Consider the following 17,794-nt stretch of genomic DNA (forward strand, 5'->3'; position numbering starts at 1 on the left):
TCTTTGCGTTGGTTTTCGGGATTCGTTGTTGTTGCTTTTATTGCACTCTGTATTTTCTACAGGCACTTTCTACAGGCACTATCGAACCCGGGCATCAAACGCCCAGGTACTTGTCCAGCATCGACTGCTTGCTTTCAAGCTCGCCGGCGCTGATCTCCTCCACAATCTGGCCGTGTTCCATCACGTAGTGACGGTCGGCCAGGGGTGCGGCGAAATGGAAATTCTGTTCCACCAGAACGATGGTCAGGCCTTTCTCCTTGAGTTTGACCAGCACATCGCCCAGTTTCTCAACGATGACCGGAGCCAGACCCTCGGTGATTTCATCGAGCAGCAGCATGTTGGCCCCGGTTCTCAGGATCCGGGCCATGGCCAGCATCTGCTGTTCGCCGCCCGAGAGCTTGGAGCCCTGGCTTGCACGACGTTCATACAGATTCGGGAACATGGAGAAGATTTCTTCCAGCTCCAGTCCTCCGCTTCTCACTATCGGTGGCAGCGTCAGGTTTTCCATGACATTAAGGCCGGAAAAAATGCCCCGGTGTTCGGGGCAATACCCGACTCCCAACCTTGCAATGTGGTGGGGAGCACAGGACATGGTCTCCTCACCGTTGATCATGATGGAGCCGGTGCGCCGGCCCACCATATTCATAATCGCTTTCAGGGTCGTGCTGCGGCCCGCACCGTTGCGCCCCAGCAGAGTCACCAATTCGCCACGCTTAACCTCCATATCAATGCCGTGGAGGATGTGGGACTCGCCGTAAAATGCATGAAGCCGCGATATCCGCAACTGTTCGTATTCTTTCTGGTGGGCCTGGCTCATTCCGCTGTCTCCTGCTTCTTGGTCGCAGTGCCACCCATGTACACCTCACGCACCCGGGGATCGTCGGACACTTGCTGGTAATCACCCTCTGTCAGCACCGACCCCTGGGCCAGCACGGTAACCCGGTCGCAGAGTTTGCTGACCACGCTCAGGTTGTGCTCGACCATCAGCACGGTGCGGCCTTGTGCGGCCTTGCGCACAAGTTCCACCACCTGTTCCACGTCTTCACTGCCCATGCCCTGGGTGGGCTCATCCAGCAGCATCAGCTCAGGTTCCATGGCGAGGGTGGTTGCCAGTTCCAGTGCCCGTTTACGGCCATAGGCCAGCTCCACCGTGGTGGTGTTGGCGAACTCGGTCAGCCCGACGCTGTCCAGCAGCTCCATGCAGCGGTCATTGAGTTTGTTCAGTGATTCGCCGGACTTCCAGAAACGGAAGGAGTTGCCCTCAAAGCTCTGCAGGGCTACGCGAATATTCTCCAGCGCGGTCATGTGAGGGAATACGGCAGAAATCTGGAACGAGCGAACCACGCCCTCGCGGGCGATGGCAGCCGACTTCATGGAAGTGATGTCCATACCCTTGAACAGGATCTTGCCCCGGGTCGGTATCAGGAATTTGGTAAGCAGGTTGAATACCGTGGTCTTGCCAGCGCCATTGGGGCCGATCAGGGCATGAATATGGCCACGCTGCACCTTCAAGTTGACGTCATTGACCGCAACAAAGCCCTTGAATTCTTTGACGAGGCTTTGGGTCTCCAGAACGAACGGTTCACTCATGAGCCATCCTACCTTTTGTTATTGTTGTGCATTTAAACTACTCACAGAGTAGATTGACGTATACGTAAACGTCAACAAAAACTCGCACTTTTTTGATCGATATTTATGCGCAAAAAGTCGCATATCAGCGACAGCACCCGGTCCGCCTGCTGCAAATGCGGCGAGTGGCCGGTTTCTGCCATGAAAACCGGCACTGCGTGGTTTCCGATGCCTTCCACTATACGGGTCACCTGTTCCGGAACCCCGTATTCGTCGTCCGCCCCCTGAATGATCATAGCCGGACATTGGATGGCGTCCAGCCAGGGCGCGAAATTCAGGGACCGCTGGAAGCCGTCGTCCAGCCAAACCTCCAGCCAGGCATTAAACAGCGTGTCGGTGCGATCGCCATGATGGCGCAGCAGCTTTTGGCGAACACCTTGCTCAAGATAGCGCCGCTGCATGTCACGAATGCCGGCAAGAGTCAGATGATCCGCCCAGGTATGGGCCGCCATGGTGACAAGTCCTTGTACCCGCGGCCCCAGAGCGGCGGCGGCAATCAGGGCAATGGAGCCACCGTCGCTGTGGCCTACCAGTATCACCTTGTCGATCTCCAGTTCATCCAGTAGCCGGGGCAGCCAGACCGTGCCTTCCTGCTCCAGGTAATCATAGGGGCGCGGCAGCGGCTCATCAGTAGAAGCGCCGTAGCCCCGACGCTCATAGACCAGAGCGTCCAGGCCCGTCGCTTCCGCCAATCTCCGCGGAAACTGTTTCCAGAGGGCAATATTGCCCAGGGATTCGTGAAGGAAGACCAGCACCGGTCCGCTGCGTTTTTCATGGCTCATGCGCCGCGCCTGAACCCTCACTTCGTCTCCCAGCGGAACAGAGACGTCGCTGACCTTCACGGGATCACCGCTTTGCTGGGATGGCGTAGGTGATAGTGGCATGGGCCACCGGGTCTTCCAGGCCGTCAGAGTAAACATAAACTTCGCCTACGCCGCTGGCCCTGCCGACCCTCAACATGTTGGCCCGGGCCCGAATCGGGCTATGGGCCACCGGCTTGCGCAGGAAGTTGATGTTCAGGTTGCTGGTTACCGCCAGCGGCACCAAGCCGATCTTCCCCAGCAGCGCCGCGTACAGGGCCACGTCCGCCAGCCCCATCATGGCAGGGCCGGCAACGGTGCCACCGGGGCGCAGATGTTCGTCGTCAACATCCAGCTTCATTTCCGCCCAACCGTCCCCCAGCTTCTCCAGGGTGCCGTAACGGGCCCCCTGGGGAAACTGTTCGGCGAGAAACGCCTGCAGCTCCTCGAAGGTAACAATCATCCGTGTTTCTCTTCCTTGGCCTGATTGCGCAGCACGAAGCGCTGGATCTTGCCACTGGGCGTTTTCGGCAATTCATCCACGAATTCGATTTCCCGCGGATAGGCATGGGCAGACAGGCGGTGGCGCACCAGCTCCTGTAGCTCGTCCTTCAGGGCATCTTCACTTTCCGGCTCCTGGTCGCCCTTGATTACCACATAGGCCTTGATGATGGAGCCCCGTTTCTCGTCAGGCTTGGCCACCACACCGGATTCAGCGACCGCCTTGTGCTCGAGCAGAGTGCTTTCAACGTCGGCCGGGCCCACGCGGTAACCGGCAGTGGTGATGATGTCGTCATCGCGGCCACTGAACGAGAAGCAGCCATCACCGTGATTCACCACCATGTCGCCGGTCAGGTAGTAGCCGTTTACGAACGGGTCTTTCTCACCCCAGGTGTAGCCATCGAAGTGGAACAGCGGCGAGGCGTTCACATCCACCGCCAGCTGGCCGATTTCGTCCTCACCCACTTCCTCGTTCTTCTCGTTAAGGGCAACCACTTTGTGGCCGGGGGAGGAGTAGCCCATGGAGCCCGGGCGTACCGGATGCTCAAGGCCGTGGAAGTTGCAGCAGGTCATGCCGGTTTCAGTCTGGCCATAGTGATCCTTGACCGGGCAGAAATGGCGCCTTTCAATCCAGTTCACCACTTCCGGATTCAGCGGCTCGCCGGCACTGCTGGCCACCCGCAGGCCCAGGTTTTCACCTTCCGGCAACACATGATCATTGGCCTTCAGCAGGCGATAGGCCGTTGGTGCCGCCGCCAGGTTGGTAATCCCGTACTTGCGGATCATGTCGTAGGTGGTTTCCGGGGTGAATGCGCCCGGATTGAAATGGGTGGCATGGCCCATCAGCAGCGGACCGATCACCGCGTAATAAAGGCCATAGGCCCAGCCCGGATCAGCCACGTTCCAGAACACATCATCGTCCCGCAGGTCGATGGCGTATTTCATATAGACATAGAATGCGAGCAGTGCCTTGGCCGGCACCGCCACACCTTTGGACTTGCCGACAGTTCCGGAGGTGAACATCTGCAGGAACGGGTCACTGCCCTTGATCAGCACCGGCTCGAACTGGTCTGACTGCTCGGCCAGGGTCTTGTCGAAGTCGGGGATGTCGCCACTGACTTCGACGGCGTTCACACATACCACCGGAGCACAGTCCTTGACTTCGATAAGCTTGGGGTAATTGACCGGGTCGGTGACCACCAGCTTGGTGTCGGCGCGCTCGAAGCGATACTCGATCGCGCCGGGGCCGAAAGCGGTGAACAGCGGCTGGTAGACAGCGCCGGCCCTCAGGGTACCCGCAATAACGATGAGCAATTCCGGCCCGCGGGGCAGCAGGGCCGCAACCCGATCGCCTTTACCAATGCCACGGGATGTCAGGTAGTTGGCAAAACGGGCGGATTTTTCTTTCAGTTCGGCAAAAGTAAGCTTGCCCGAGCCGCCGTCAGCGCTTTCGTAATACAGGGCAACCCGCTGAGGGTCGCCTGCCCATTTGTCACAGATTTCAGTACAAACGTTCAGGCCAGCGTCCAGGCTGCCCTCCAGGGCCTCCGCTTCGAGGCTGGCGGGATCGAAATTGTCATAGACCGTTTGGTAATCCGGGAGGCTCATAATCTGGTCCTTTTATTGTTGTGGACGATTTCTGTTGTCAATTTTTAGCACAGGCTTTAGTTTACGTAAAGGTAAACTATAAGCAGAAAATACACGCCTTCAGTTCTGCCCGCGGTAATAGAACTTCTGGATGCTGGAGAAATCCAGCCCGCCATTGCCCTCGCTGGCGTGCAGCTCGAACAGGTTACGGGCCAGCGACCCCATGGGGATGGGTGCGTGATTCTTGACGGCATTGTCAAAGGCCAGCCCCAGGTCCTTGTTCATAAGATCAACCAGGAAGCCCCCCTCGTAGTTGCGTGAGGCTGGCACGCCTTCCATCACTCCCGGCCAGGGGTTGTAGACATTCAGTGCCCAATTGCCGCCCGAACTCTGCTTCATGATTTCCGACAGCACCGCAGGATCCAGGCCGTTCTTCACGCCCAGGGCAAGAGCCTCGCTGGTGCCACTCATCAATATCGCCAGCAGCATGTTGTTGCAGATCTTGGCGATCTGTCCGGCACCATGGGGACCGGCGTGGAAAATGTTCTTGGCCATGGCGTCCAGGATCGGCCTGGCGCGCTCGAACGCGTCTGCCTCACCGCCGCAGATAAAGGTCAGCGTGCCGGCCTTGGCACCACCGACACCTCCGGAAACCGGCGCGTCCATGAAAGTGATACCGGCTTCAACGGCGGCTTGCGCCACATCCTTTGCGGTCTCCGGCGCAATGGTCGAGGAGTCGATCACCAGGGTTGAAGACGGCAGGTTTTTCAGCAGACCGTTATCGCCCAGGTAAACCGACTCCACGTGCTTCCCGGCAGGCAACATGGAAATAACCACCTCAGCGCCTTCGACCGCTTCCTGAATCGTCGCCGCGGACTTCGCGCCTTCGCTGGTGAGTGCCTTCACGGCCTCCGAAGACAGATCAAATACTGTCAGATCGTGGCCTGCCTTGACGAGATTGGTGGCCATGGGGCCACCCATGTTGCCAAGACCGATAAACGTGATAGTCGCCATATTATTGTTCTCCGCTTTTTTGATCAGGTTTGGTCAGGTCTGTTCGGTGTTATTCAGGGTTTTATAAAGAACCGCTCGACCCATTCCGGGTCCACGCTTTCCAGGGTTGGAAAATACCAGCGCGGCTTCAGATCCTTGTCGATGAGCAGTGCGCGGATGCCTTCGGCAAATTCGCCCATTTTCAGGCTGCGCAGTGACAATTGCAGTTCCTTGTCGAACACCTGGGACAGGCTGTCATGCAGGGTGTTGTGATAGTGCCGCCAGGTCAGGGTCAGGGAAGCGGGCGAAGCCGCTGCCACGGTTTTCACCGCCTTGATCAGCCAGGGATCCTCACCGGCGTACTTGCCCAGGTTATCCACCACATCCAGCAGCGAATCGCCGTCGGTGAGCGACTGAATCACATCAAAGTGCTCCCGGACAACAGCCTGGGGCAACGCATCCCGGGAACCGGCCTCGAACCTGCGCAATACCTTGTTGACCGCAGCATGAGCCCCGGCACCAAAACCGGAGTGCTGCAGGGCCTGCTTCACTTCTTCACGCATCTCGTGGCGGATGAACCGGTCCGCCAGCCCCACAAACATCGCATCTGCGCCATTCATCCGTGCACCGGTCAGGCCCAGGAACAACCCGGTACGGCCGGGCATCCTGTTGAGGAACCAGCCTGCGCCCACATCCGGATACAGGCCGATGCCCACTTCCGGCATCGCCAGGCGCGAGTGCTCGGTCACTACCCGGTGGGAGCCGCCCGCCATCAGGCCCAGGCCGCCGCCCATCACGATGCCGTTACCCCACACAATAAACGGCTTGGGATAGGTGTGGATCTGGTAATCCAGCTCGTACTCGTCCGTGAAGAAAGTCTCCCCTTCGCCGGGAGCACGGCTGTCTGAGCGGGGCTCGGTCATGTCCCGGTACAGCGCCACAATGTCGCCGCCGGCGCACAGGGCCTTGTCACCCTCTCCTTCCAGCCACACCGCACCGATAGTGTCATCCGCCGCCCACTGGTCCAGCTTCGCTTTCAGCAGGTGGATCATTTCCAGCGACAGGGCATTCATGGCACGGGGGACGTTCAGCCGCGCGACGCCAATACGGCTGCCACCGGCGGCTTCCAGTTCTTCAAATACGATTGCTTGGTTGCTCATAATGTTGACTCGGTATCGCTGCCAGACTTATCGGTTCTTCCACTCAGGGGTACGCTTCTCAAGAAACGCGTTGACCCCTTCGCGCTGGTCCTCGGTGCGAAACAGGTCCACAAACAGCTCACGCTCCATACGCCAGCCATCATCATGGCTGCGGCCATCGCGGGCGCTCATTACCAGGGTCTTGCAGCGGGCGACGGACGACGGGCTCTGCTTGCTGGCCATCTGTGCCAGCTCCAGAGCCTTGTCCAGGGCGCTGCCGGAGGGCACGACTTCTTCCACCAGACCAATGCTCAGCGCCTTATCCGCCTTGATGCGCTCGCCGCACAGGATCATGCGCTTGGCCCAGCCTTCACCGACCAGCCAGGGCAGATTCTGGGTACCACCGGCACAGGGCAGCAGCCCCACGGTCGCTTCGGGCAGGGCCATCTGGGCATGCTCCTCAGCGATACGGATATCGCAGGCCATGGCACATTCCAGGCCGCCACCCATGGCGTAGCCGTTTACCGCCGCAATGGACACTCCCCGGAAACGGCTGAGGGCACTGAAGGCCCGGCCGAAGGCCTTGCCCATCAATTCGGCATTGGCGATATCGCCATCGGCAAAGCTCTTCAGATCGGCGCCGGCGGAGAAAAATTTCTCGCCCTGACCGGTCACCACCAGTGCAAAGATATTAAGGTCCTCATTCAGCGCTTCGATGGTGTCTTCCAGCGCTTTCAGTGAGTCCAGCGTCCAGGTATTCGCCGGGGGGTTGTTGATGGTGATGATCGCGGTGTGATCGCGTTTTTCCAGCTGAATCAGTTCGCTCATGTGATGCTTCCTTATTATTGAATGGCCTCGGCAACACCGGGTTCCAGCAGCCGGCGGGCCACAATCAGACGCATGATTTCGTTGGTGCCTTCCAGTATCTGGTGTACCCGGAGATCGCGTACGTATCGCTCCAGCGGGTATTCGCGGATGTAACCGTAACCGCCGTGGAGCTGCAGTGCCTCGTTGCAGACATCAAAACAGGCATCGGTGGCGAAACGTTTGGCCATGGCACAATGGAGGGGGGCTTCGTTGTCGCCCTCATCCAGGCGGTAAGCCGCCAGGCGAACCATCTGCCGCGAGGCCACCAGGTTGGTGGCCATATCCGCCAGCTTGAACTGCAGTGCCTGGAAGCCCGCCAGTGCCTGGCCGAACTGCTCACGCTCGTGCATGTAGTTGCGGGCCCGCAGCAGGGCTGCCTGGGCACCACCAATGGAACAGGTAGCAATATTCAGCCGCCCGCCGTCGAGGCCTTTCATGGCGATCATGAAGCCCTGGCCTTCCTCGCCCAGGCGGTTATTGGCAGGCACGCGGACGTTCTCGAAGGTAATCTGGCGGGTGGGCTGGCTGTTCCAGCCCATCTTTTCCTCGGCCTTGCCGTAGTGAATGCCGTCGCTGTCGGCGGGCACCACAAAGGCGCTGATGCCTTTAGGCCCGCTGTCCGGGGCACCGGTGCGTGCCATGACCACCAGCATCTGGGTAGCACCGGCGCCGGAAATGAACACCTTGCTGCCGCTGATCACATAGCTGTCACCGTCCCGGGTGGCCTTGGTACGCAGATTACCGGCATCGGAGCCGGCACCCGGTTCCGTCAGGCAGTAAGAACCCAGCCATTCACCGCTGGCCATTCTCGGTGCGATCTGCCCCTGGATATCGGCATTGCCGAATTGCGCTACCATCCAGGTGGCCATGTTGTGAATGGTGATGTAGGCGGCGGTGGAGGGGCAGGCCGCGGCCAACTCCTCCACGATCACGCTGGTATCCAGCCGTGACAGCCCCATGCCACCCTGTGCTTCCGGGGTGTAGATGCCACAGAAGCCCATTTCGCCGGCTTCGCGGATCACCTCCACCGGAAACACATGCTCTGCGTCCCATTTCGCCGCGTGCGGCGCCATGGCTTTTTCCGCGAAGGCTTTGGCAGCCTCGCGGAAAGCCAGCTGATCTTCCGTCAGATCAAAGTTCATGAGCTCCCCTTACCGCATGCGGATGGAGAAGTTGGTTTCGGCAACCGCATCGCTGCTGAACCAGCGCGCCGTGATGGTCTTGGTTTCGGTGTAGAACTTCACCGCCTGCTTGCCGTAGGCGTGCTGGTCACCGTAGAAGGAGCCCTTCCAGCCGGTGAACGAGAAGAACGGCAGGGGTACCGGAATGGGTACGTTGATGCCCACCTGGCCTACTTCGATCTCGTGCTGGTAGCGGCGTGCCGCACCACCGGAGCTGGTAAAGATGGAAGTACCGTTACCGTAGGGACTGTCATTCACCAGGGCGATGGCATCCGCCAGGGTATCCACTTCCATGCAGGACAGCACCGGGCCGAAAATCTCTTCCTTGTAGATATCCATATCGGTCTTGACGCCCGAGAACAGGGTAGGACCTACCCAGTTGCCATCCGGCAGGCCGTCGACAGTGCAATTACGGCCGTCCAGCAGCAGGTTGGCGCCTTCTTCCTCACCGCGGGTAATCAGTGACTCCACACGCTCTTTCGCTTTCTGGCTAATGATCGGGCCGTAGCTGGCGGACTTGTCGTTCCAGGCGCCGGGCTTGGCTGCGGCCAGGGCGTCCCTTACCTCGGGGATCCACTCCTGGGCCTCGCCCACGAAGACTGCCACGGAAATAGCCATGCAACGCTGGCCGGCAGCGCCAACGGAGGCGCCTACCAGGGCCTTGACCACCTGGTCTTTGTTGGCATCCGGCAGCACAACCATGTGGTTCTTGGCACCGGCGAAGCTCTGTACACGCTTCATGTTACGGGTGCCGGTCTCGTAGATGTAGCGGCCTACCGGCACGGAACCCACGAAAGACACCGCCTTGATGGCCGGGTCGGTCAGCAGTATGTCCACCTGCTCCTTGCCACCGTGGACTACCTGCAACACACCCCTGGGAGCACCGGCCTGCTCAAACAGCTCGGCCAGTTTCATCGGGGTCAGCGGGTCCTGCTCGGACGGCTTGAGGATAAAGGTGTTACCGCAGGCAATGGCCATGGGAAACATCCACAGCGGGATCATCGCCGGGAAGTTGAACGGAGTGATGCCGGCACAGACACCCAGGGGCTGGGTGTAGGAATAGGTGTCAACTTCACGGGCCACGTTCTCAACGGTTTCACCCATCATCAGGGACGGGATATTGGCTGCATGCTCGACAACCTCGATGCCACGCCATACGTCGCCCTTGGCATCTTCAAACGTCTTGCCGGTTTCACTGGAAAGAATCTCGGCAATTTCATCGTGATGTTCTTTCAGCAGCGCCTGGTAACGCATCATCACCCGGGCACGCTCGGAAACCGGGGTTTCTCTCCAGGCCTTGAATACTTCACCGGCATTGTCGATGGCGCGGCGCATTTCCGCGTCCGTGGTGCACGGGGCGCGGGCAATCACTTCATTGGTGGCAGGATCGGTTACGTCAATCCACTGGTCGGTCTGGCTCTCTACGAACTCACCGGCGATATAAAGGGGTACGTTTTTCATAGCGATGTTCCCTGTCATTGTTGTAGGTGTGGGTCGATGCCCTCAGGTTGACATCAAGCCTAGCACAGCAATCTGCCTGCTCATGATTGACTAAGTTTCGACCATGATGGATTATCTTTCGATACATGAGAAATGCAGCCAACAATTATGACCAAGACCTCCCAGTGGCCGGTACCCGCAGACAGCATCCGTTATGTCATCCCGGACCCGGTAATACGCAGCCTTTCACGCCATCCCCTGACCCGCGACCTGTACCCGCTGGCCTTTGGCCACTACCGGCGCGCGGCAGGCCATCATATGCACCGGGAGCATCACAATGATGATCTTTTGATCCATTGCACGGAGGGAGAGGCCTACCTCAACATTGAAGACGAGCCCTGCCTGGTCCGGGGTGGCGACCTGGTGCTGATACCTGCCGGGGCAGCGCACCGCTATACGGCCGCGCCGGAAAACCCATGGACAATTCATTGGGTGCACTATGCCGGCCCGCTGGCGGCAAACTTCCGCGAGCACATGGGGTTTACCGATGGCACACGTATCCTGCACATCGGGCGGCAGCCCAGGCTGCTTGTGGACTTCAACGGCTTGCTGTCAGTCAGGCAGACCGGCTTCCGCACGCCGGGCCTGGTGCACGTGGCCAATCGCCTGCGGCAGTTGCTGGCTGCGGTACCCCTGAGTGTTGGCGAGGCCGGCCATGCCCAGCAGCCGGACCTGGACATCATCCACAGCTTCATGCGGGAACACCTGGACGAGCGCATCACCCTTGGCCAGCTGGCGGACCTGACCGGCCTGTCGCCGGCCCATTTTGCCACCCGCTACCGTGCCCTCACCGGCGTTTCTCCCGTCCAGCATTTTCTGCACCTGAAAGTGGAGCAGGCCTGCCAGTTGCTGGACACCACGGACCACTCATTCACCCAGATCAGCAGCATGCTGGGGTACGACGACAACTACTATTTCTCGCGGCTGTTCAAAAAAGTGATGGGCCAGTCCCCCACCGACTATCGTCATACCCATCGTCACTGAACCCGGTGACACTTCTTTAATAAAAAAAGAGTTACAGTTGAAAAACTGACATGAAACCGAAGTTAGTGCGTATCGCCTCGCACACTCATTGGCAAAAAAGGAAACACTCACCATGGCAAATACCCAGGCCTACGCAGCCAAGTCTGCAGACTCGAAGCTGGCCCCGTTCAGTTTTGACCGCCGCGACCCGCGCCCGGACGACGTCTCCATCGATATAGATTATTGCGGGGTATGCCACACCGATATCCATTTCGCCCAGAACGACTGGGGCGTGACCGAGTTCCCGGTGGTGCCGGGCCATGAGATCATAGGCCACGTAACGGCGGTCGGCCCCGAGGTGAAGAACTACAAGGTCGGCGACACGGTCGGTGTCGGCTGCATGGTCGACTCGTGCCGCAGTTGCGCCGCCTGCGAGTCCGGTCTTGAACAGTATTGCCTGGAGGGCATGACCGGCACCTATAACGGTGAGGATCGTCACGACGGTTCCATCACCTACGGTGGTTACTCCGATAAAGTGGTGGTCAGCGAACGGTTTGTGGTCAGAGTTCCGGAAAAACTGGACCCGGCCTCTGCCGCCCCCATTCTTTGCGCGGGTATCACCACCTACTCCCCCCTGCGTCACTATGGCGTGAAAGCCGGCGACAGGGTCGGTGTGATCGGCATGGGCGGGCTCGGCCACATGGGCGTGAAGTTTGCCAAGGCCCTGGGCGCAGAAGTCACCATCTTTACCCGCTCCGAGAGCAAGGTTGCCGAGGCCAAAAAGCAGGGTGCGGACCACGTGGTGATTTCCACCGACCGGGCCCAGATGAAAGCCGCCAGGGAATCCTTTGACTTCATGCTGGACACTGTACCGGTTCAGCATGACCTCAACCCCTACCTGAGTTGCCTGAAATTTGATGGCACCCATATTCTGGTTGGCCTGCTGGACCCTGTTGAGCCGCCGCTGCAGGCCGGTGCCCTGGTAGGCAAGCGTCGCGTGCTGGGTGGTTCGCTGATCGGTGGTATGCCGGAAACCCAGGAAGTACTGGATTTCTGCGCCGAGCATGGCATCACCTGCGATGTGGAAATGCTCGATATCAGGAACATCAATGAAGCCTATGAGCGCATGAAGAAAGGTGACGTGAAGTACCGCTTCGTGATCGACATGAAAACCCTATGAGCCGAATCTCTGCGGGCTGACCGCCATTCGGCCATGCACCAGTGCTTCATGCAATTGCATGAAGCACTGGCTGCGGAAGGTGCCGGGGGCTATCCTGTGGTATTCGAAGAAGCGATTGAGGGCGCCGGCCGGTTTGCGGGCGGTGCCGGACGTCACGGGGCTTTCAACACCGCCAACAAACCCAGCGAGCCTTCATGAGACTGGTCTGCATATCGGATACCCACAGCATGCACCGCCAGGTAAAGGTGCCGGATGGTGACATCCTGATCCACGCCGGTGACTGCCTGGGAGTGGGCACCCTTGAGGAACTGGAAGACCTCGACAACTGGTTTTCCGAACAACCCCACCGTCACAAGATACTGATAGCGGGCAACCACGACTGGTGCCTGCAGGATGAACCGGCAGAGGCCGAGGCGCTGATCAGGAATGCGATCTATCTGCGGGATACCGGCACTGAAATTGAGGGCCTGAAGTTCTGGGGCAGCCCGTGGACACCGGTCTTCTATGACTGGGCGTTCAACCTTGCCCGGGGGCCCACCATTGCAGAAAGATGGCAGCAGATTCCGGCCGATACCGACGTTCTGGTCACCCATGGTCCGCCCGCCGGCATACTTGACCAGGTGATCACCGCCAGCGACTCCCAGTCCGTCGGCTGCGACGACCTGGCCCGGAGACTGGAGCAATTAGCGCTGAAGATGCACGTGTTCGGGCATATTCACGAGAGCTACGGCCAGCAGACGGTGAATAACTGCGTATTCATTAACGCCAGCACCTGTACCAGCAGCTACAATCCGCTGCACCCGCCGGTGGTTGTGGACCTGTAACCCGGCAGATTCAGCGGTCGGCCACCACACGGTCAATGGCACTGCGAAGCTCGGGAGCGTCCGGGGTAACGCGGCTGGGAAACGCCCCGATAACCTCGCCTTCAGCATTCAGCACATACTTGTGGAAGTTCCACCTTGGCTGGCTGCTCTGGCTGTTGATGGCCTGAAACACCGGGTTGGCGTCGCTTCCGGTTACCGCCGTCGGGGCGATCATGGTGAAGCTGACACCAAAGTTGACGAAACAGACCTTGGCAGCCTCCTCCTCGGTTGCTGCCTCCTGGCGGAAGTCATCACTGGCAAAGCCAACCACCACCAGGCCCCTGTCGCTGTACTCCTTGTGCAGGGCCTCCAACCCCTCGAACTGTCCTGTGTAGCCGCAACGGCTGGCGGTGTTGACCACCAGCATGGGTTTTCCGCCAGCCACGCTGCACAGGTTGACGGAATCCGAAGAATGCAGCTTGCGCAGATCGTGGTTGAGGAAAGCCGGGCACTCAGCAGCCGCCACCGCCGCTGAGGACAACATGAAAATCATGGCAATCAGAGCTCGCATATCGGCTTCTCCATAAGGCATCATCACTGGTCATTCTATGCTTACGATCCGGCCAGCCAAACAGTTCCTATGACACCCGCATTGACACGACACTCCGCCATGCCCGGCACCGCCGATCTGGACAATCCGCTCTACTACCTTGAGAACTTTGAAACGGTCGTGAAATGGGTACGTGAGCACCACAGCGATTTGCTGACCTCCAGGGAAACCGGCCTTGTAGACAGCCTGCTGGCACTGGACCAGCCCGCAAGGGCGCTGGTTGCCCGCATGGTGATGCGCACCGGTGATCTGTTCCGGTTGGAGAAACTCAACTACCCGGAGCTTGGCGCGCCAGTCGTCGCCACGGCAAAAGCCCTGGCACACAGCGGCTGGGTTGAAGACAACCCGCAGCTGCCCCTGGTTGAGGTGTTTCGTCTGTTCACCCTCGCCGAGCTTCGTCCTGGCCTGGCCGAGAGGATCTCCGCTGCCGGTTTGCCAACGGGAGCCGCCAAGGGGCTGTTGAAAGACACCCTTATCCCACTGCATCCCGGTTCACTTCCCGTGCATCACTGGCTGCCAGGCCTTTCCTCACAGGTAATCCGGCTGAACCACATGACCCTGTTCGATCGCCTGCGGCTGATGTTCTTCGGCAACCTGCGCCAGAGCTGGTCCGATTTCGTGCTGGTGGAACTGGGCCACCAGCAATACGAGCAGGTCCCGCTTTCCGCCGAGTCCCGGGCCTTTGACGAGCGCGATGAGGTCGACCGCTACCTGGTCATGCACCGCTGCCGTGAACGCCTGGACGAGGGCGAACCGCCGGAAACAGTATGGCAGGACGTGCCACCGGGCAACGACAACCCGTGGCTCGAGGCAAGGCGCGGTCGTTTGCTGTTCGAGCTGGGCAAACAGGCGGAGCGAGGCGGCAACACGGATCTGGCTTTGACCGCCTACCAGCACAGTGGCCACCGTGAAGCCCGCCTGCGCCACCTGAGGTTGCTGGAGCGGCTGAAGCGGCACCGCGAAGCCTGGACATTGGCGATAGCGGCGGGCAAGGAGTCCGGTGTCGGCTCGGAAGAACCAGGGCTGGAGCGCATCCTGTCACGACTGGCCAGAAAACTGGGAGAAGCTCCTCCCCGGCCGTCCCCACGCCCGGCACTGACGGCCTTTACCATCGAACTGGATAATCCCGGGGGACACCCGGTGGAAGGGCTGGCACTGCAACACCTGAGCGAACCCCACGCCCCGGTTGCCTATGTGGAAAACACCCTGATCAACGGCCTGTTCGGCCTGCTGTGCTGGCGTGCCCTGTTCGCACCCGTGCCCGGTGCCTTTTTCCACCCATTTCACACCGGCCCCGTTGACCTGCATCGGGAAGATTTCGTGGAACGTCGCCAGGCCCTTTTTGACGAGTGCCTGAATACCCTGATCAGCGACAATTACAAAACCAGGATCCGCAACACCTGGCACGAAAAGCAGGGCATTGCCTCGCCCTTTGTGATCTGGCCGGTGCTGTCGGAAGACCTGTTAAACCTGGCCCTGGAGTGTATCCCCGCACGCCACCTGGAGCTGATGTTCCGGCGCCTGCTGGACAACCTGCGGGAGCACCGCAGCGGCTTCCCCGACCTGATCCGCTTTCAGCCCGCCCACAGCGATCCCGATCGGCGCTATGAGATGATCGAAGTGAAAGGCCCAGGCGATCGTCTGCAGGACCACCAGACCCGCTGGCTGGAGTTCTGTGTCAGCCACGGCATTCCCGTATCCGTCTGCTACGTGCGCTGGGCCGGAGCGAGCGAATGAATGAACTCAGGGTTGCCGTGCGGACCCTCTGCGAATTCGCGGCCCGCAAGGGGGACCTGGACTTGCGCTACACGCCTGCACCCACCTCGGAGGAAGGCATTGCCGGTCACAGTGCCGTGCAGGCCCGTCGCGGGCCGAGGTATCAGAGCGAGGTTGCCCTGGCAGGCCAATGCGGCCCGCTGATGGTCAGCGGCCGGGCCGACGGCTACGACCCGATTGCCGGCCGCCTGGAAGAAATCAAGACCCACCGGGGTGATCTGTCCCGGGTCCGGGAAGCCCAGCGCAACCTCCATCGTGCGCAACTGCGGGTCTATGGGGCAATGCTGTGTCGCCAGGAGAACCTGAAAAAGCTCGAGCTGGCCCTGATCTACTACGATGTGGGCAAGGACCGGGAAACCCCCATCGTCGAAACTGCCAGCGCAGAAGAACTCTGGCAGGAGCTGGAACAATTGTGTGCACTCTACAGCGGCTGGGCGGAACAGGAAGCAGGTCACCGCCAGGCGAGAGACCAGGCGCTATCACGACTGACGTTCCCCTTTCCCCACTTTCGGCCGCAGCAACGGGCCCTGGCCGAAACCGTGTACCGTAACAGCCTCCGCAACCGCAAACTGCTGCTGGAAGCCCCGACCGGCCTGGGCAAGACCCTGGGCACCCTGTTCCCGGCGCTGATGGCCATGCCGGCGGCGAGCCAGGACCGGCTGTTCTACCTCACCAGTCGCAACACCGCCCGTCACCTGGCAGTGGATGCAGTCCACCTGTTGCGGGAGAAGCAGCCAAATGCCCTGCCACTGCGAACCCTGGAACTGGTGGCCAAGGACCACGCCTGCGAACACCCGGACAAGGCCTGCCACGGGGATTCGTGCCCGCTGGCCAAGGGCTTCTTCGACCGGCTGCCGCAGGCCCGGGCGGAGGCGGTCTGCCATACCGGCGCCCTGACCCAGGCGGTACTGGCGGACATTGCCAGCGACCATGGTATCTGCCCCTATTTCCTGGCCCAGGAAATGGCCCGCTGGTGCGACGTGGTGGTGGCAGATGTGAACCGCATGTTCGACCAGTCCGCCCTGCTCCATGCGCTGGTGCGGCAGAATGACTGGAAAGCCAGCCTGCTGATAGACGAGGCCCACAACCTGGTGGACCGGGCCCGGGGTATGTACTCGGTGGAACTGAGCCAGGCCCGCCTGCTAAGGCTGCGGCGGCAGGCTCCCAAGGCACTCAAAGCCGGGCTGGACGGGGTCTCCCGGGCCTGGCAATCAGTCATCCGCGACCATGCCCCCGAGATCAGCCGCGAGCCGGTAATTCTTGATAACCTGCCCGGTTCACTGACCGGCGCCCTGAACCGCCTGGTGTCCGCCATCACCGACTACCTCGCCGACCACCCGCCGGATCTGGCGCTGCAGGAACTGATGTTCGAGAGCCTGGCCTTTACCAGGCTGGCAGAGGTGTTTGGCGACCACTCCCTGTGCGAACTGGTCCGGCCAGGACGCGGCAAGGCGGAAGTAGCCATCCGCAACCTGATTCCGGCGGATTTCCTCCGCCCCCGTTTTGAAGCGGCCAGCAGCACCTTGCTTTTCTCGGCGACCCTGTCACCGGGTCTCTACTACCGCGACTTGCTGGGCATGCCTGAAGACACCTGTTTCCAGTCGCTGCCCGGCCCGTTTTCCGCAGACCAGCTGGAAGTGCATTTCACCCCTCGTATCAGCACCCGCCAGGCTCACCGGGAGCGTTCACTGCGGCCCATTGCCGAACTCATTGCACGGCAATACCGGGAACGGTCCGGCAACTACCTGGCCTTTTTCAGCAGTTTCGCCTATCTCAACCGCGTGCGGGACACGTTGGCCGACCTTGCCCCGGACATTCCCCTGCGAGCCCAGCAGCCGGGCATGTCCGGCGAGGAGCGTACCGCCTTTCTGGAGGACTTCCGGGAAGGTGACGCCAGTGTTGCCTTTGCCGTCCTCGGCGGCGTGTTCGGCGAAGGCATCGACCTGCCCGGCGACCGCCTGATCGGGGCCTTCGTGGCGACCCTGGGCCTGCCACCGTTCGACGCCTGGCATGAAATCCTGCGCCAGCGACTGGAGCGCCGTTTTGGCGCCGGCCAGGCCTATACCTACCTGATCCCGGGACTGCAGAAGGTGGCCCAGGCCGCAGGCCGGGTGATCCGCACGCCAGAGGACCGGGGCGTGATCTGGCTGATTGATGACCGCTTCCTGCAGCCTGACATCCGCCAGTTGCTGCCGGGTTGGTGGATCGCGAGCAAAGATACCGACGATTCCCTATAGCGGCATGCCCGCCGGTTTTTGTTATGCT

Annotated in this window: 17 protein-coding genes; 6 read left to right on the forward strand and 11 right to left on the reverse strand. The window is 60.4% G+C overall.

From position 1 onward, the window contains the following. Positions 1-94 precede the first annotated feature (94 nt). The 10 genes from DIT71_RS04220 to DIT71_RS04265 all read right to left on the reverse strand — a co-directional run bounded on the left by DIT71_RS04220 (position 95) and on the right by DIT71_RS04265 (position 10,158). Positions 95-817: an ABC transporter ATP-binding protein gene (locus tag DIT71_RS04220; protein ID WP_114611965.1), complete on the reverse strand. Its 723-nt coding sequence runs from the start codon at positions 815-817 to the stop codon at positions 95-97. Then, positions 814-1,590, reverse strand: coding sequence for an ABC transporter ATP-binding protein (locus DIT71_RS04225; RefSeq protein ID WP_114611966.1), 777 nt, complete (start codon positions 1,588-1,590; stop codon positions 814-816). Before DIT71_RS04225 ends, DIT71_RS04220 begins: the two co-directional genes overlap by 4 nt. A 71-nt stretch (positions 1,591-1,661) precedes the next feature. Then, entirely contained in the window at positions 1,662-2,513 is an 852-nt protein-coding gene (locus DIT71_RS04230) for an alpha/beta fold hydrolase (protein ID WP_227537942.1), read from the reverse strand. Then, positions 2,476-2,892, reverse strand: a complete 417-nt coding sequence (locus DIT71_RS04235; RefSeq protein WP_114611968.1) for a PaaI family thioesterase — start codon at positions 2,890-2,892, stop codon at positions 2,476-2,478. Before DIT71_RS04235 ends, DIT71_RS04230 begins: the two co-directional genes overlap by 38 nt. Next, entirely contained in the window at positions 2,889-4,538 is a 1,650-nt protein-coding gene (locus tag DIT71_RS04240) for an AMP-binding protein (protein ID WP_114611969.1), read from the reverse strand. The genes DIT71_RS04235 and DIT71_RS04240 overlap by 4 nt, the downstream gene beginning before the upstream one ends. 99 nt (positions 4,539-4,637) lie before the next feature. Then, positions 4,638-5,531: a 3-hydroxyisobutyrate dehydrogenase gene (mmsB, locus tag DIT71_RS04245; protein ID WP_114611970.1), complete on the reverse strand. Its 894-nt coding sequence runs from the start codon at positions 5,529-5,531 to the stop codon at positions 4,638-4,640. Positions 5,532-5,584: 53 nt separating this feature from the next. Continuing rightward, entirely contained in the window at positions 5,585-6,670 is a 1,086-nt protein-coding gene (locus tag DIT71_RS04250; RefSeq protein WP_114611971.1) for an enoyl-CoA hydratase/isomerase family protein, read from the reverse strand. Between the two features lie 27 nt (positions 6,671-6,697). Next, a complete protein-coding gene (locus tag DIT71_RS04255; RefSeq protein ID WP_114611972.1) occupies positions 6,698-7,477 on the reverse strand; it encodes an enoyl-CoA hydratase in 780 nt (259 codons plus the stop codon). Positions 7,478-7,491: 14 nt separating this feature from the next. Then, the gene (locus tag DIT71_RS04260; RefSeq protein ID WP_114611973.1) at positions 7,492-8,658 is read right to left on the reverse strand and encodes an acyl-CoA dehydrogenase family protein; all 1,167 of its coding nucleotides are present in this window, start codon (positions 8,656-8,658) and stop codon (positions 7,492-7,494) included. Positions 8,659-8,667: 9 nt separating this feature from the next. After that, the gene (locus DIT71_RS04265) at positions 8,668-10,158 is read right to left on the reverse strand and encodes a CoA-acylating methylmalonate-semialdehyde dehydrogenase (RefSeq protein ID WP_114611974.1); all 1,491 of its coding nucleotides are present in this window, start codon (positions 10,156-10,158) and stop codon (positions 8,668-8,670) included. A 147-nt stretch (positions 10,159-10,305) separates the two neighbouring features. On the opposite strand from DIT71_RS04265, the gene DIT71_RS04270 reads away from it, so the two are divergent. The 4 genes from DIT71_RS04270 to DIT71_RS04285 all read left to right on the forward strand — a co-directional run bounded on the left by DIT71_RS04270 (position 10,306) and on the right by DIT71_RS04285 (position 13,164). Continuing rightward, positions 10,306-11,181, forward strand: a complete 876-nt coding sequence (locus DIT71_RS04270; protein ID WP_114612329.1) for an AraC family transcriptional regulator — start codon at positions 10,306-10,308, stop codon at positions 11,179-11,181. 112 nt (positions 11,182-11,293) lie between these two features. Next, complete coding sequence (locus DIT71_RS04275) at positions 11,294-12,340, forward strand: NAD(P)-dependent alcohol dehydrogenase (protein WP_114611975.1); 1,047 nt, start codon at positions 11,294-11,296, stop codon at positions 12,338-12,340. Between the two features lie 48 nt (positions 12,341-12,388). Beyond that, entirely contained in the window at positions 12,389-12,538 is a 150-nt protein-coding gene (locus DIT71_RS04280) for a hypothetical protein (RefSeq protein WP_199490947.1), read from the forward strand. Next, positions 12,535-13,164: a metallophosphatase domain-containing protein gene (locus tag DIT71_RS04285; RefSeq protein ID WP_114611976.1), complete on the forward strand. Its 630-nt coding sequence runs from the start codon at positions 12,535-12,537 to the stop codon at positions 13,162-13,164. The genes DIT71_RS04280 and DIT71_RS04285 overlap by 4 nt, the downstream gene beginning before the upstream one ends. Before the next feature lie 10 nt (positions 13,165-13,174). Here DIT71_RS04285 and DIT71_RS04290 read toward each other — a convergent pair whose 3' ends face one another. Further along, positions 13,175-13,714, reverse strand: a complete 540-nt coding sequence (locus DIT71_RS04290; RefSeq protein WP_167507446.1) for a glutathione peroxidase — start codon at positions 13,712-13,714, stop codon at positions 13,175-13,177. 81 nt (positions 13,715-13,795) lie between these two features. Here DIT71_RS04290 and DIT71_RS04295 point away from each other — a divergent pair, with 81 nt between their 5' ends. Both DIT71_RS04295 and DIT71_RS04300 read left to right on the forward strand, forming a co-directional pair. Then, a complete protein-coding gene (locus tag DIT71_RS04295) occupies positions 13,796-15,490 on the forward strand; it encodes a VRR-NUC domain-containing protein (RefSeq protein ID WP_227537943.1) in 1,695 nt (564 codons plus the stop codon). Next, complete coding sequence (locus DIT71_RS04300; RefSeq protein WP_114611979.1) at positions 15,487-17,766, forward strand: ATP-dependent DNA helicase; 2,280 nt, start codon at positions 15,487-15,489, stop codon at positions 17,764-17,766. The genes DIT71_RS04295 and DIT71_RS04300 overlap by 4 nt, the downstream gene beginning before the upstream one ends. Positions 17,767-17,794 lie beyond the last annotated feature (28 nt).

The sequence above is a fragment of the Marinobacter vulgaris genome, from assembly GCF_003344045.1.
Lineage (GTDB): Bacteria > Pseudomonadota > Gammaproteobacteria > Pseudomonadales > Oleiphilaceae > Marinobacter > Marinobacter vulgaris.